Genomic DNA, 16,252 nt, shown 5'->3' on the forward strand with positions numbered 1-16,252 from the left:
CCTAAATTTAATCCAATATTCACATTTTCAAAGATCAATTTAAAACTAACTAAAAAATCTAGTTATTTTGTATTTTCAAACTTTTTCATAAAAATACTTGAATTTTATATAGTTAGCTCCCTTAGATATGGAAAAATTATAAACCATCCTTTTTCAAAAAAAAAGTAGCATTAAAGCTACTTATAATACAGAACCAATCACATGAACTACAAAAGCTAAAATCCATGCAAGTACACATTGCCATGCCACTACACCGACTGCCCATCTTACGCCTAGTTCTCGTTTAATGGATGCGATTGCGGCTACACATGGTGAATAAATCAAGCAGAATACAAGTAAAGAAGCAGCTGATAGTGTAGTTAATGCACTATGTACACCACCTACAAATAATACTTGTAGTGTAGAAACGACACTTTCTTTAGCCATAAATCCACTAATTAAAGATGTCACAATACGCCAATCTTGAAGTCCTAATGGTGCAAATACAGGAGCAATCCATCCGGCTACCATTGCCAAGATACTTTGACTTGAATCTTTGACCATATCGAATTGTAAGTTAAAGCTTTGAAGGAACCATACAAGTACGGTTGCCACAAAAATAACCGTAAAGGCTTTTTGTAAGAAATCCTTCGCCTTTTCCCACAACAATTGACTCACATTCTTTAATCCAGGCAATCGATAGTTAGGAAGTTCCATCACAAATGGAACAGCTTCTCCTTTAAATAAAGTGCTTTTAAATAAGAATGAAACTAAAACACCTACGACGATACCCAAAACATAAAGTCCTGTCATAACTAAGCCACCTTGTTTTGGAAAGAATGCATTCACAAAGAAGGCATAAATAGGTAATTTTGCGGTACAAGACATAAATGGCGTCAACAAAATCGTCATCTTCCGATCTCTTTCACTAGGCAAAGTACGTGTCGACATAACGGCTGGTACCGTACAACCAAATCCAATCAATAAAGGAACGATACTTCTTCCTGACAACCCGATCTTTCTTAATAGTTTATCCATAAAGAAGGCTACACGCGCAATATATCCACTATCTTCCATCATAGATAAAAAGAAGAATAGTGTCACAATGATTGGTAAGAAAGATAAGACAGAACCCACACCCGCAAAGATACCATCAATCACTAAACTATGTACGGCATAACTCACGTGAGCACTTGTCATCCATGCATCCACTACTTGTGTGATCCAATCAATACCTAGTTCTAATAAGCCTTGAAGCCATGCACCAACCACATTAAATGTTAGATAGAATACAAGCAGCATTATTCCAATAAACATAGGAATTGCGGTATATTTACCCGTTAAAATACGGTCAATTCTTTCACTTCGAATACGCTCTTTACTTTCCTTTGGTTTTACTACGGTTTGTTCACAAACCTTTTCAATAAAGGAAAAACGCATATCCGCAATGGCCGCACTATGATCGAGTCCACGCTCTTTTTCCATTTGAAGCACAATGTGCTCAATCATTTCTTTTTCGTTATCATCTAAATCCAAACGATCAAGAATCAAATTATCGCCTTCAATAATTTTACTAGCCGCAAAACGCAAAGGAATATCTACCTTTTTGGCATGATCTTCAATCAAATGACAGATGGAATGAATACAACGGTGAACGGCTCCACCAAAATCATCTTCTCCACAAAAATCTAAACGGCCTGGTCTTTCCTGATATTTTGCGATATGAATCGCATGTTCAATCAGTTCATTAACACCTTGGTTTTTAGCCGCAGAAATCGGTACAACTGGCACTCCAAGCATAGCCTCCATACCATTGATATCAATCGAACCTTGATTGTTGGACACTTCATCCATCATATTCAGTGCAACAACCATCGGAACATTCATTTCTAAGAGTTGCATAGTCAAATATAGATTTCGCTCAATATTTGTGGCATCTACAATATTAATGATAGCCTTAGGCTTATCATTTAACACAAAATTACGCGATACAATTTCTTCACTCGTATAAGGTGACATCGAATAAATACCCGGTAAATCTGTCACCATTGTATTTGGATACCCTTTGATTGGACCATCCTTTCGATCGACGGTTACACCCGGAAAATTTCCTACATGTTGATTCGATCCCGTTAATTGATTAAACAAAGTGGTTTTTCCACAGTTTTGATTTCCTACTAAGGCATATGTCAAACATGTTCCTTCTGGCAAAGGATGTTCATCTGCCTTTACATGATATTTACCATCTTCACCTAAACCAGGGTGAACGGTGTTATTTATATTTTCTGCACTCTCATGCTTTCTTGTTCTCTCATCAATTAATTCAACCAATATTTTTTCAGCTTCATCTAAACGAAGCGATAATTCATAACCATGAATCTGCAATTCCATTGGATCACCCATAGGCGCAAACTTTACAACTGTAACCTCGGCTCCAGGTATAACTCCCATATCTAGAAAGTGTTGTCTTAATGCACCCGTTCCTCCAACGGCCTTTATCAATGCACTCTGTCCTATTTTTAACTCTTTTAACGTCATGCATATCCCTCCCTAATCAGTCTAATTATATCCACATTATTTGTGTAGTCAATTATCGTACATCATATTATTTTCAATTTCTTCATAAAAAAAGCTAAATGAAAATTCATTCACTTAGCTAATAATTTTTCCATTTGTTTCTATAACATTTTTATACCAATAGAAACTTTTCTTTTTATATCGTTTAAATGTGCCTGTACCATCATTATTTCGGTCAACATAAATAAAGCCATATCTTTTTTTCATTTCGGCAGTTGATGCACTTATTAAATCAATACATCCCCATGATGTATATCCCATAACTTCTACACCATCATCTTCGATTGCCTTTGAAACTTGTGCTAAATGATCATTCATATACTGAATTCTATAATCGTCCTCTACCCAATAACCATCTTTTTCTTCTGAAAGCAATGTATCTTTTGCACCCAAGCCATTTTCTACAATAAACAATGGTTTTTGGTAACGATCATAATATGTATTCAACAAATATCTTAACCCTTTTGGATCAATTTGCCATCCCCATTGACTTTCCTGTAAGTAAGGATTTTTTACTCCTGTAGTTAAATTTCCTTTACCTTTTTCATACTGTTCAGGATTTGAAGCAATACATTTCGACATATAGTAACTAAATGATAAAAAGTCACATGTATTTTTTAATATTTCTAAATCTTCATCAGTAGCATCAAGTACCACGCCTTCTTTTTCCATCATTTTTAATGCATAAGAAGGATAATATCCACGCATATGAATGTCTGTAAAGAAATATCCACGTTTACTCTCTTCCATAGTTGCAATTACATCATCTGGATTACATGTTCTTGGATAACTTGTAAGACCTAAAACCATACATCCAATTTTATTCTCAGAATCAATTTCGTGCCCAATTTTAGTTGCTAATGCACTTGCAACTAATTCATGGTGTGCTGCTTGATATAAATCTTGTGCACTTAACGAATTTTTTGGTGTCAAGATACCTGCACCCATCAAAGGAAAATGCCAAATACTGTTAATCTCATTAAATGTGATCCAATAATGAACTTTTCCTTTATAACGAGTAAATACGGTACGAACATATTTTTCATAAAATCCTATTAAATCTCTACTTCTCCATCCATCATACTTTTTTGCCAAATGATAAGGCGTTTCATAATGAGACAAAGTAACCAATGGCTCGATTCCGTACTTTTTGCATTCATCAAATACATTGTCGTAAAATTCTAGTCCTTTTTCGTTAGGTTTTTCATCATCGCCATTTGGGAAAATTCTAGACCATGCTATGCTCATTCGATACACCTTAAAACCCATTTCAGCAAATAAAGCAATGTCCTCTTTATAATGATGATATAAATCGATTCCTTCTAATTTTAAATTGTGTTTATCAATAACTTCACTAGGTCCTTGCATGATTCCATGTGGCATATAATCTTGAATACTAGCGCCTTTGCCATCTTCATTCCATGCACCCTCACATTGATTGGCTGCCGTAGCGCCTCCCCATAAAAACTCCTTAGGAAATTTCATTTTAACACCTAACTTTCTATTTTTTAACGAAAGACTTTCACTAATTCTTCGCCTACTTTTACATCTGATTTTTGTGTTTCAATTACATCAATAAATTGATCACTATTCGTGATAATAACTGGCGTTACCATATCGAAACCTTCTTTTTGTAATGCCTCTAAATCAAATTCAGCTAACAAATCACCCTTTTTTACGCTTTGACCACTCTTTACTTTAGCCTCAAAATATTTACCCTCTAAATTTACTGTATCTAATCCCAAATGAATAATTGCTTCAATTCCATCTACACTAGTTAAACCGTATGCATGTTTTGTAGGGAAAACAGTATTTACAACTCCATCAAAAGGAGCATATACTTTTCCTTCGCTTGGAAGAATTGCTACACCTGGACCCATGATTTTTTTAGAAAAAACGTCATCCTCAACGTTTTCTAAAGGAACAACTTTACCATTCATACAAGATGAAATTTCAGTATATTTATTCAATTTTGTGTTATCTGCTTCAATAACTTCACTATTAGAAGAAGTATCCTCGCTTTTTGGCACGCCAAACAATAAAGTTAATACAAATGAACTTACTAATGCAATTACAATACAAATAAATGCATTTCTAACGTTAGATAAATCATCACAAATATATACCGGTAATGCTGTTACCCCTGCAGTTGCGCTTGCATATGTACGCATATTTGTAAGTCCACCCCAAAGACCTGCAATACCACCGCTGATCATAACAGTCCAAAGAGGCTTTTTCAATTTCATAGTAACACCATAAAGAGCTGGTTCAGTAATTCCAAATAAAGCAGTTGTTGCACTAGATAATGCTGTTGATTTCATTTCTTTATCTTTCGTTCTTAATGCCACCGCAAAACATGCACCTGCCTGTGAAATATTACTTGCTAACATACCAGGACCTAACAATGTTCCATATCCTAATGTTGCATATTGTGCTAGTTGCACTGGCATAAAACTATAATGCATACCAGTCATAACAAACAACGGACAGAAAGCACCCATTAATACCGGAATTACCCAACGAGCTTGATTATTTAAGAAATCAAAAATATTACATAAGATATCACCAACAAATGAACCTAAAGGACCAATTATAGCAAATGCCAATGGTGTCATAATCAAGAATACAATTAAAGGAACTAAGAATACTTTAACTGCATTAGGGCTAATTTTCTTTGCAAACTTTTCCACATAAGATTGAGCCCAAACGATTAGAATTGCTGGCACTACACTACTTCCATACGATACTAGTTTAATTGGTAAACCAATAAATTTAAAAGCTTCTCCAGCGGATACAATTCCTGCATATGTTGGGTGAATCAACATAGCTCCTAAAACTGCAGCAATAAATGTATTACATCCAAATCTTTTAGCACTAGATACAGCCAAGAAAATAGGTAAGAAATAGAATGCTGAATCAGCTACCATCGCTAATAAAACATAAGTTTGTGAAGTAGCTTCTACTACATGAAATGCTGTCAATAAAGCTAATACAGCTTTGATCATACCTGCACCACAAATAGCAGGAATTACTGGTTGGAAAATCGCTGTAATTGCACCTAATACACGATTTACTAAAGATACATTTTCCTCACTATTCGCATTTACAGTTTCAGAAAAACTACCCATTTTTTTGATTTCATCGCATACATGAGATACATCTGATCCAATAACTACTTGGAATTGGCCATTTTTATTGACAACGCCTTGTACACCTTTTACTTTTTCTAAAGATTCTACATCCACCTTTGACACGTTTTTTAATGTAAATCTTAAACGAGTCATACAATTTGTAACGGATTCTATATTTTCTGTTCCACCAATATTTTTTACAACTTCATTGGCTATAGTTTCATACTTATTCATAATTTCCTCCTGTTTTTTGATAAATTTTAAGATTGGTACCATAATCTTTCAATTTCTAATATATGTAGACTGATTACACAGTTACTACCAAAAATAAAAACCTGAGCATATGAAAAAGACAACGAATCACTTCGAAATCATTCATAAGCTCAGGTTATTGCCTGCCTAACAGTTACAAGCCTGAATGCTAACTTTTAATTCTAGAACAAACACGATTAATATGTAACATAAAATACGTCATTTCTTCGTTTGTTAATTCTATGTCACAGCTCTCTTTAATATACTTCTTTACTTTTAAAGCACAACGATAAGCATCCGGATAACGCTCTTTAATTTGTTGATAAAGAATATCATCTGTATCTTGATTCAATTCTTTCGCAAACAATCTACGCGCAAAATACCGAATATGTGTAACAAAACGAGTATAATTCAAGGAATTTTCATCCAATTTTATTTGATAATGATATTCAACTATGTGCAAAATATCTTCTACCATTTTTGTCACTTTAACTGTTTGTGACATTTCCTCTCCACTTTGTTGTGCATTCACAAAATGCATTGCTATATATCCAGCCTCATCTTCGGTCATAATACATCCTGTTTCATATTGAATCATATCTAAAGATTTTAAAGCAGTTTTAAATTCATTTGGATAAAACTTTTTCACCTCAAATAATAATGCATTTTTTAAATTCTCATTCTTTTTATAACGACGAACAGCATACGTAATATGGTCAGATAAAGCTAAATATATGCTTGAATCAAATCTTACATCTAATTCTTTTTGTGCCATTTCAACTATGGATACGGTTAATTCTACATATTGTTGTGGAATTTCATCAAACAATTGAGAAAACTTTTCATTTAATTCGCTTTTATCAAAAACAAACTTTTTTTGAATCAATGACTCATCAATCAAATCTCCACTCTTTTTACCAAAAGCGATTCCCTTACCCATCACAATGACTTCTTCATCATTGTCATCTAATGCTAAAAGGGCATTGTTATTAAATGCTTTTTTTAATCTCATTCTCTCACCTGCTTACCAATATATAAAAAACACCTTAATCATATCAAAAAACAAATATCCAAAAAATATTTATTTATTAATATCATCAAGGTGTTGCCTGCCAACCAGTTACAATCCTCACTGAATGCGTTTACATGTTAACACGATGTTTTTGTTGTGTCAATTAAAAAATACAATAATTTTGCATACAATATATTTGACATATTTTGCTTACTTGTTTACAATTGAACTGTTCACAAGTAAACATTAGGAGGGCATATGTTGACTATAGAAGAATTTTTACGTTTATCCAATCGATTGCGTGAATATTACGGCAAACAAATCAAAGATCGATTTTCAGAATACACGTTTTCCCCAAATGAAATTTCGATTCTGATTTTACTACAAAACAACACATCCATTACAACAAGCACACAGCTTCGTGTTGTACTCGGTGTTTCAAAAGCTTTGGTTTCTCGAAGTATAACAAGTTTGGAACAAAAGGGATTGATCACATTGAAGAAAGTTTCAGAAAACAGAAGGATTTCTTATATTGAATTAACGGAAGAAGCGATTCCTATATTAGCAAAAATCTCTATTGAGATTGATAAAATCAATCAAGTTTTATTCAAGGATATTCCTATAAAAGATATTCAATGTATGATTGATACAATGAATAAAATGAATGAAAAAATAGAAGGAGCAAAATAAAATGAAATTCACAACAGCGTCCGAAGTAGATTTAGGACATGAAAAAGTTGGTAAGTTACTCTTTATGTTGGCGGTTCCTGCCATCTTAAGTCAAATTGTTAACTTACTCTATAATGTAGTTGACCGCATGTACATTGGTCACATTCAAGATGTAGGGGCCATCGCCCTAACAGGCGTAGGCGTTTGTTTACCAATTATTATGATTGTATCCGCCTTTGCATGTTTAGTCGGTATGGGAGGTGCACCAAGAGCTAGTATATATATGGGTAAGCAAGATAATCCTACTGCCGAAAAAATCATGGGTAACTGTTTTATCGCATTGATTATAATTTCATTAACTCTAACTGTATGTTTATTAGCTTTTCAAACACCATTACTACAATTATTCCAGGCAAGTTCAAAAACAATTGTATATGCCAAACAATATATGGGTATTTATGCCTTAGGAACCATTTTTGTCCAAATGACACTCGGAATGAATGCCTTTATTTCTTGTCAGGGATTCTCTAAAACAAGTATGATGACCGTTTTAATTGGAGCTATCTTAAACATTATTTTAGACCCTATCTTTATCTTTGGATTCAATATGGGCGTAAAAGGGGCTGCATTAGCTACCATTATTTCGCAAGCTATCAGTGCAATCTGGGTCATTCATTTCTTGAGTGGTAAACAGACGGTTCTTAAGTTAAAAAAAGAAAATTTTAAAATCGTACCAAGCCTATTATTTCCTAGTTTAGCTTTAGGTATTGCACCTTTTGTGATGCAGTCAACAGAAAGCTTGATTTCTTTATGTTTCAATATGCAGCTATCTAAATTTAGTGGGGACGTTGCGATTGGAAGTATGACCATTCTAACGAGTGTTATGCAGTTTGCAATGATGCCAATACAAGGATTAACGCAAGGTGGACAACCCATCATCAGTTACAACTTTGGTGCTAAAAATGCTCAGCGCGTTAAAAAAGGCTTTTTACTTCAAACCCTATGTTGTTTCACATACGCAAGTATCATCTGGATTCTAGTGGAATTATTCCCTCAAGTATTTATTTCTATTTTCACAAACGATTCAGACTTGATGACAATGGCAACCTGGGCCATTCGTATCTATATGGCATGCGTATTATTGATGGGACTTCAGATTTCTTGCCAGCAAACCTTCATTGCGTTTGGAAATGCCAAGATTTCCGTTTTCTTAGCTATCTTTAGAAAGATCATTGTCTTAATTCCATTGATTTTTATCTTACCAAACATCTTATCCGATCATATCTTTGCGGTATTTGTTGCAGAACCAATCGCAGACTTTATTGCGGTAAGCACAACAGTAACATTGTTTTTTAAAAACTTTAAAAAGACATTAGCACAAATGAGTTATGAAAAGTCATAACTCATTTTTTAGTATATTCAATAATTCTTCTTTCATATTCTTTTCCGGATGATAAAAAGCGTATTTTAAACACATATTCAAAGCTTCTTGAATCTGTTTTCCTCTTAAATTTGTAGCTTCTATAATATCTTTTCCATTCAACGCAAGTTGAGATATACTCATACAACGATTTCTATTTTGGATGTAATACGCATAGAAAAGTTCTACATCTTTAGCTGATTTTTGCCCTAATTCAGAATGGGCCATCGCATCACAATAGCGAATTTGAAGCAAGTTCAACAAGTGTTCTTCATCCAAATGATATGTAACACGATACTTATAAATACAATCTAAATCACAGGTAAATTTATCGTCATGATGTAAGACATAGAATGGAATCCACTTTCTTTGTTCATTTGTAAGTTTAAAACGTCGACAAAGCTCTTTAGACAATTCACTTCCTACCTTCGCATGATGCTTAAAATGATCCTTTCCATTCGAATCAGTTGTCTTTACTTGTATTTTGCCTAGGTCGTGGAGTAATAACGCAAAGGCCAAAGTTTCATCATATGGTTTTAAATAGCACATCGCATCTAAAGTATGATGCAAGACATCGGTATAGTGATAGATTGAGTTTTGACTACACCTCAATGCCAAATCCAACTCATTAAATACAGGTTTTAAAAGAAGTGTCATATCTGCCAATACTTGTGGATTTGTTTCCATGATTTCTTTTAATTCATGTACGATTCTTTCTATAGATACATATTGAATCAAAGATGCATTTGTATCGATGGATTTTTTTACTGTTTCATCCATCGAAAAGCCTAGTTTTGCACAAAAACGATAGGCACGCAACATTCTTAGAGCATCTTCATTAAATCTTCGATCTGGATTACCCACACATCGAATGACTTTAGCTTTAAGATCGAATTGTCCTTTATAGGGATCAATCAAACCCCGACTTGGATGATAAGCCATCGCATTCACAGTAAAATCACGTCTTGATAAATCTTCTTCAATTGTTGAAACATATTTCACACTGTCCGGATGACGATGATCCTTGTATTCACTCTCTAAACGAAAGGTTGTAATTTCAACGGGTGAATTCGATAAAACCGTTACCGTTCCATGTTTGAGTCCTGTTCCCACACTTCGATCAAATAAATTTAGTATTACTTCGGGTTTGGCACTTGTACAAATATCATAATCATGAATTGAGCGATCGAGTAAATCATCACGTACACATCCTCCTACCACATACGCTTCATATCCAATACCATTTATTTTTTGAATGATTTCTAATATATATTCAGGTAATTTCATACTTCTATTATATAAGAATCGGACAAATATATTCTACCTATTATTATGATAATATTTCGTGCTCATACATACTCTAGAAGGCATCAATTTTTAACAGAAAATATGTCAAAAAACTAATTCACTAAAAAATGCAGACTATTTTTTTGAGCCTGCATATCTTTTCTGATTAATTCTTTGATATATCCCATTTTAGATTCGACTTCATCCAATTTCTTTATGATGTCTGCGTCCGTGTTGTAACTTAAACGAAGGCAAATCATTTTTGTATTAATCTTATTCGATTTGTTGTTAGCTCTAATCTTTGCTTCAGAAGCCACTCAAAATTTCTCCTATTCGCTATACATAAATGCGAAACTATTACTTATTTTTTCTTTTCATTTAATAAAAAGGTGCTGAATTGCACCTTAATTACTTTGTAACCTTTACATATGTTGGAATTGTATCCGCCATAATTTTCTTGGCAAGTTCCATACTGCCAAACATAAATTCAAAACCTTTTCCATAACTTACAGGCGTACAGAAGTTTCCTAAATCTTGAATTGTTTGTTTATCATCATTGATCATATCTACAACTAAGAACCAGTGGCTAGGCTGATCCTTCACAATTCTTTCTTTCAAATAAATAGAAAGAATGTCTGGGTGAGAGTCACCAAATTCACAGATAGCTCTTTGAAGTTCTGTTACACTTGAAATAGGATCACGAAGCTTTAAACTATCACCTTTATGAATTGGATTTTCACTCACTTGTGAACCGCGATTTTTATCAAGTTCAACCAATAAGTTGCAGTCTAATAAAACATTCGCTCCAAATGGATCGATCACAATGCCATGAATCTGATTTAATGCCATCTTCACAAATGGCATATATTGATTATATGTCATAACCAAGGAATGGATTTCACTATCTTGATCCCATTTTTTCAATTGATCCATACTTGAGAAGACAGGAAAGAAACTATCTCCCTTATCATTTTGAATCAAAGACAATTGGAATTGTGTATTTGGTTCAAAGACTAAGACTCCCTTTTCATTGCGAGAAGGATCTTTATCCCATTGTGCTGGAATCAGAAAATTAGTCGAAATAAAAGCATCCAACAAGTTTCTAAACGCTGAATCTGTTTTTTCTCTATTAAATACAATTAATGTTTCTTGTAGTTTTTCATTTTTAAATTCATTTACCATAATTATTCCCCTGAAATTGTACACTTTTCAAATGCGATACTTGGACTTACAACCTGGTGATAACTCCAATCTAAATCGTTACCCACACTAATTACGTGTTTCATCATATTTAAGAAATTATTTGCGACGGTAACCAAAGTAACATTCTTATCTCTTTTACCATCCTTTACCCAGAAGCCTGAACATTGTAGTGAGAAGTTTGTAGAAACAAAATCAAGTCCAGCATGAAGACCTGCTAAATTTTGTACGACAAAGCCATCCTTAATTTTTGTACATAAATCCTCAAAGCTATCATTTCCAGGTACGATGTAACAATTCATTGGCTGTACACTTACGCTAGATGCATAGCCCGATTTAAAGCCATTTCCTGTACTATTTGTATGCATTCGATTGGCACTTCTTGTGTCATGAAGCATCATAACATATTTTCCGTGATCCACCAAAGTTTTTGAAGAAGTTGGACACCCCTCATCATCAAAATTGGCAATACTTAAACAATCCGTATTCTTTGGATTATCAATAATTGTGATTTGTTCAGAGAAAATTTGTTCATTAAACTTATCTTTTAAAGGTGAAATTCCCTTATACATTAATTCCCCATTAAATAAACCAGTAAAGGCGGCAAATAAAGATGTCATCGCATCCCTTTCAAAGATGACTGGACATGTACAGCTTGGAATTGGTGTGGCCTTTAATTTATTTAAAGCTTTATCGCAAACACGAGAAACGAATGAATCTAAATCATATTGTTCAAAGTCATATACAACTTCAACTAAACTAGCATCCTTGACTTCTTCCTCTTCTTTAACGACAACACTGGCAACAATGTACTGCATTTCATCTGCATCTTGTACATCCATGCCTAAGCTATTCACAATACTGCGACTTCCACTGCCTTGGCTATATCCTAAATATCCAACTTGAATGACACGTGGATCATAGGCTAGAATCTTAGCTTCTAAGCTTTGAAGAATATTCTTCACATATTCTGTACTAGCCATATTCCAAGTCACATCTTTTTTTACGTACTCAATTGGTTCTGGTTTTCTTAATGAATCGGTTTCTTCATTTGAAATAATATGTGCTTGTGCAATCAGTGACTTTAAAACAGTTTCACACATAGAATCATCTATTTCTTCCAATGCCATATTGGCCATTTTTCCATCTACAATTCCACGAATACTTGTACCTGTCACTTTACTGGATACTAAAGTGTCCATTTGGCCTTGAAACCAAGTCATTTCTTTTTCAACCGTTGTAGATTGATAGATTTCAAATTCCTGAATACCTAGGCCAAGTGCTTTCTCAATCCATACTTGTTTATTCATTGGCCGTACCTCCTACTGTAATTTGTGAAACACGAATGGCTGGCTGACCTACATCGGTAGGAATTGAACCAGAACTAGAGCCACACATACCTTGTCCACGCTCTAAGTTTTTACCAACGCGATCAATATTAAATAGGATATCCGCACCATTACCAATCAAAGAAGCCCCTTTTACTGGATACGAAATCTTGCCATCTTCAATTAAATAACCTTCTAATACGGCAAAGTTAAATTCTCCGGTTTGTGGATTTACACTTCCACCACCCATTTTCTTCGCATATAGTCCTCGCTTAATTCCTTCAAACATTTGGTCAAAATCATCATTTCCAGCCGCAATATATGTATTTGTCATACGTGAAGTTGGTTCAAATTTATAAGACTGACGACGCGAACTTGAAGTCGATTCAAGACCCATCCTTCGACCATTCAAGCGGTCTATCATATAACTCTTTAAAATACCATTCTCAATTAATACACGTTTTTGTTGGGGATTACCCTCATCATCGACGTTTTGTGAGCCCCACGCATTTGGAATTGTGCCATCATCAATAGCTGTAACTTTATCACTTGCGACTTTTTGACCTAATTTATTACAGAATACACTCTGATTTTTACTGACTGAACTTGCCTCTAGAGCATGTCCACAAGCTTCATGGAAAATAACACCGCCAAAGCCATTATCAATAATGACCGGCATTTTTCCCGATGGACAATCTTTCGCCTCTAATAATACTAATGCAATACGACTTGCTTCTTGTCCAATAGATTCTGGTGTTCTTTCTTCAAAGAATTCTAAGCCTTTACTTGCACCTGGTGCTTCATAACCAGATTGTAAGTTTTGGCCATCTTGGGCAAAAGAGGATACAGACATACGACAACGAATTCTTGTATCATGTACGAGTCTTCCTTCACTATTTGAAATCTGTACATTTTGACATACACTTGCCAACCCTACAGATACTTTTTGAATTTGATCTGAATATGCCTTTGCCGCATCACTTGCACGTATCATTAAGGCAACTTTCGTTTCTAATGAAGCTTTGACAGGATTTTCCTTGATTGGATGAAGATTTTCATGAGTTTCTTCAACCAAAGAGATCGATACAGATTTAGATTCTATGCCAAAACCTCCACGCAAATCATCCACTAAGGCATTTAAAGATTCTTCACTTGTTTCATTTGTGTATCCATATACAGATTGCACACCTTTATATAGACGAATTCCAATACCAGCACGAATCAATACATTTGTATCTTCTAATTTTCCATTCAACATGGATAAAGATTCGGTTGTACCTTCTTCTTCAAAGATTTCGGCAAAATCACAAGAAGAAGCCATACAACGTTCTAATAATTTTTCTAATTGTGCCTTCTTTAACATATTTATCCCTCGATGCAATCTACAAATCGTTTTGTGATTAATTGAGGACGAGTAATAATAGATCCTACTACAACACTAAAGCATCCAAGTTCTAATACACGGCGTGCTTTTTCTGGTGTATCAATATTTCCTTCGGCAATCATTGGTACGTTTGATTGTTCTAAATATTTACGCATTAACTCAAAATCATTTGTTTCAACTTTATCGCCCTTACTTTCTTCTGTATATCCAACTAATGTTGTTCCTACAAAATCAAAGCCTAATTGGGCTGCATGAAGACACTCTTCTAATGTAGAGCAGTCTGCCATTAATTTTTGTTCTGGATACTTAGCACGAATATCAGCATACAATTCATCTAAAGTTCTTCCATCTGGACGAACACGACAAGTTGCATCTAAGGCAACGATTTCTGGATGTGCCCCTTCAATCAATTCATCGATTTCTTTCATTGTAGGTGTAATAAATACTGGGCAGTCTCCATATACTCTTTTAATAATTCCAATAACTGGTAAATCAACTTCTTTTTGAATTTCATTAATATCCTCTACAGTATTAGCACGAATACCTTTAGCGCCTCCCCATTTAGCCGCTCTAGCCATACGTCCCATAATAAAAGATGAATGTAAAGGTTCATCTGGAAGTGCCTGACAAGATACGATTAAGTGTCCTTTTACTGATTCAATGTTACTCATGATTTAAATCTCCTTCTTCTTACTTAATATATAGGTAATTATACTACGTATATAAGTGTAAAAACACAAAATTAAAAAAAATTAAAAAAATTTTAAAAAAGTGCTTGCAATCATTTTAAAGTGATGGTATATTTAATGGGCACTGAGCGAGACACAAAAGCTCAGTTGAAATAAATGCGCCCATAGCTCAACTGGATAGAGCGTTTGACTACGGATCAAAAGGTTGTGGGTTCGATTCCTGCTGGGCGCGCCATTTATTTTTTCTAAAAGTATCGGGATGTAGCACAGCTTGGTAGTGCACTTGATTTGGGATCAAGGGGTCGCAGGTTCAAATCCTGTCATCCCGACCATTATTTTATTTAATTCGGCTGGGTAGCTTAGTTGGCTAGAGCATCCGGTTCATACCCGGAAGGTCGTGAGTTCGAGTCTCACTCCAGCCACCAACGAGTTTAACTTGGACCCTTAGCTCAGTTGGTCAGAGCATCCGGCTCATAACCGGCGGGTCGTAGGTTCGAGTCCTACAGGGTCCACCAATTATACATATGCAGAAGTACCCAAGTGGCTGAAGGGTCCGGTCTTGAAAACCGGTAGGTCGTGCGAGCGGCGCCTGGGTTCGAATCCCAGCTTCTGCGCCATCTTAATTAATTCACATCGCGGGATAGAGCAGTCTGGTAGCTCGTCGGGCTCATAACCCGGAGGTCGTTGGTTCAAATCCTTCTCCCGCAACCATGTGGTCTCATAGCTCAGTTGGTAGAGCAAAGGACTGAAAATCCTTGTGTCGTTGGTTCGATTCCGACTGAGACCACCATTTGTCAAAGATTGCACCTAGCATTTGCCAGGTGCTTTTTTTATGCCTTATTTAAAGCATATTCTCACATTATGGTTATATTCCTTATCATCAATAAAAGCAAATTCATACTCTCTTTTAGATAAAAGTTACAAAAAAATCGCAAAAAATTTTCAAAGCATATTAAAACGGATAGTAAATTATCCGCTTTTTTCATCGATTTCGATTGTTTTTATTTCCCTTTAATTCAGGTGGTATGCTGAATGAAATATAAGACGATTATTATAGTAACTACTAGAATACCAACAACTAATTTGTATTTAGCATAGTCTTTCATTCCTTTGTTCACATCATTTAATTTTCGATTATCTTCATTCAATTTATCAATCATCTTTCTTTGTTCATCTGTCATATACCACACCTCCTCTATTCACCCGGTAGTGTCAAAAATCAACATTTTGATACAAATACAACTACCTTGATTTATTTGTATTTATCTTTAAGTTGTTTCCCTTTTTGTATACAAAAAGGGATGAACACAATATACTAAGTACG

13 protein-coding genes and 7 tRNA genes are annotated in these 16,252 nt (G+C 34.7%); 9 read left to right on the forward strand and 11 right to left on the reverse strand.

Annotated features, from left to right (window positions below; genetic code table 11):
• Window positions 1–180: 180 nt before the first annotated feature.
• From feoB to licT, 4 genes are all read right to left on the reverse strand, one after another.
• Window positions 181–2,517, reverse strand: coding sequence for a ferrous iron transport protein B (feoB, locus tag H8911_RS09855; RefSeq protein WP_186999540.1), 2,337 nt, complete (start codon window positions 2,515–2,517; stop codon window positions 181–183).
• A 114-nt stretch (window positions 2,518–2,631) separates the two neighbouring features.
• The gene (locus H8911_RS09860) at window positions 2,632–4,041 is read right to left on the reverse strand and encodes a glycoside hydrolase family 1 protein (RefSeq protein ID WP_186999541.1); all 1,410 of its coding nucleotides are present in this window, start codon (window positions 4,039–4,041) and stop codon (window positions 2,632–2,634) included.
• Between the two features lie 23 nt (window positions 4,042–4,064).
• The gene (locus H8911_RS09865) at window positions 4,065–5,921 is read right to left on the reverse strand and encodes a beta-glucoside-specific PTS transporter subunit IIABC (RefSeq protein WP_186999542.1); all 1,857 of its coding nucleotides are present in this window, start codon (window positions 5,919–5,921) and stop codon (window positions 4,065–4,067) included.
• Between the two features lie 187 nt (window positions 5,922–6,108).
• Entirely contained in the window at window positions 6,109–6,951 is an 843-nt protein-coding gene (licT, locus tag H8911_RS09870; protein ID WP_186999543.1) for a BglG family transcription antiterminator LicT, read from the reverse strand.
• Window positions 6,952–7,209: 258 nt separating this feature from the next.
• Between licT and H8911_RS09875 the strand changes: the two genes are divergently transcribed.
• Both H8911_RS09875 and H8911_RS09880 read left to right on the forward strand, forming a co-directional pair.
• Complete coding sequence (locus H8911_RS09875; RefSeq protein ID WP_117926403.1) at window positions 7,210–7,641, forward strand: MarR family winged helix-turn-helix transcriptional regulator; 432 nt, start codon at window positions 7,210–7,212, stop codon at window positions 7,639–7,641.
• A 1-nt stretch (window position 7,642) separates the two neighbouring features.
• A complete protein-coding gene (locus H8911_RS09880) occupies window positions 7,643–9,022 on the forward strand; it encodes an MATE family efflux transporter (protein WP_117926401.1) in 1,380 nt (459 codons plus the stop codon).
• Here H8911_RS09880 and H8911_RS09885 read toward each other — a convergent pair.
• From H8911_RS09885 to H8911_RS09910, 6 genes are all read right to left on the reverse strand, one after another.
• Window positions 9,017–10,327, reverse strand: coding sequence for a CCA tRNA nucleotidyltransferase (locus tag H8911_RS09885; RefSeq protein ID WP_186999544.1), 1,311 nt, complete (start codon window positions 10,325–10,327; stop codon window positions 9,017–9,019). The two genes, H8911_RS09880 and H8911_RS09885, sit on opposite strands and share 6 nt — an antisense overlap.
• A gap of 113 nt (window positions 10,328–10,440) precedes the next feature.
• On the reverse strand, window positions 10,441–10,644 hold the full coding sequence (locus tag H8911_RS09890) for a hypothetical protein (RefSeq protein WP_186999545.1): 204 nt from the start codon (window positions 10,642–10,644) through the stop codon (window positions 10,441–10,443).
• Between the two features lie 91 nt (window positions 10,645–10,735).
• A complete protein-coding gene (locus H8911_RS09895; protein ID WP_118325097.1) occupies window positions 10,736–11,509 on the reverse strand; it encodes an enhanced serine sensitivity protein SseB C-terminal domain-containing protein in 774 nt (257 codons plus the stop codon).
• A 2-nt stretch (window positions 11,510–11,511) separates the two neighbouring features.
• Complete coding sequence (locus tag H8911_RS09900; RefSeq protein ID WP_186999546.1) at window positions 11,512–12,837, reverse strand: TldD/PmbA family protein; 1,326 nt, start codon at window positions 12,835–12,837, stop codon at window positions 11,512–11,514.
• Window positions 12,830–14,218 (reverse strand): TldD/PmbA family protein, encoded by a 1,389-nt coding sequence (locus H8911_RS09905; protein WP_186999547.1) that lies wholly within the window; start codon window positions 14,216–14,218, stop codon window positions 12,830–12,832. Before H8911_RS09905 ends, H8911_RS09900 begins: the two co-directional genes overlap by 8 nt.
• Before the next feature lie 2 nt (window positions 14,219–14,220).
• A complete protein-coding gene (locus tag H8911_RS09910; protein ID WP_003866240.1) occupies window positions 14,221–14,910 on the reverse strand; it encodes an N-acetylmannosamine-6-phosphate 2-epimerase in 690 nt (229 codons plus the stop codon).
• Window positions 14,911–15,086: 176 nt separating this feature from the next.
• Between H8911_RS09910 and H8911_RS09915 the strand changes: the two genes are divergently transcribed.
• The 7 genes from H8911_RS09915 to H8911_RS09945 all read left to right on the forward strand — a co-directional run bounded on the left by H8911_RS09915 (window position 15,087) and on the right by H8911_RS09945 (window position 15,718).
• A tRNA-Arg gene (locus H8911_RS09915) sits at window positions 15,087–15,163 on the forward strand.
• Between the two features lie 20 nt (window positions 15,164–15,183).
• Window positions 15,184–15,260 (forward strand) — tRNA-Pro (locus H8911_RS09920).
• 16 nt (window positions 15,261–15,276) lie between these two features.
• Window positions 15,277–15,353: transfer RNA gene (locus tag H8911_RS09925), tRNA-Met, on the forward strand.
• A 13-nt stretch (window positions 15,354–15,366) separates the two neighbouring features.
• A tRNA-Ile gene (locus tag H8911_RS09930) sits at window positions 15,367–15,443 on the forward strand.
• Window positions 15,444–15,454: 11 nt separating this feature from the next.
• Window positions 15,455–15,545, forward strand: a tRNA-Ser gene (locus H8911_RS09935).
• Window positions 15,546–15,562: 17 nt separating this feature from the next.
• Window positions 15,563–15,639, forward strand: a tRNA-Met gene (locus tag H8911_RS09940).
• 3 nt (window positions 15,640–15,642) lie between these two features.
• Window positions 15,643–15,718, forward strand: a tRNA-Phe gene (locus H8911_RS09945).
• Between the two features lie 226 nt (window positions 15,719–15,944).
• On the opposite strand, the gene H8911_RS09950 is transcribed toward H8911_RS09945, so the two are convergent.
• Window positions 15,945–16,109: a hypothetical protein gene (locus H8911_RS09950; protein ID WP_186999548.1), complete on the reverse strand. Its 165-nt coding sequence runs from the start codon at window positions 16,107–16,109 to the stop codon at window positions 15,945–15,947.
• Window positions 16,110–16,252 lie beyond the last annotated feature (143 nt).

The organism is Holdemanella hominis (assembly GCF_014306155.1).
Classification (GTDB): Bacteria; Bacillota_I; Bacilli_A; order Erysipelotrichales; family Erysipelotrichaceae; genus Holdemanella; species Holdemanella hominis.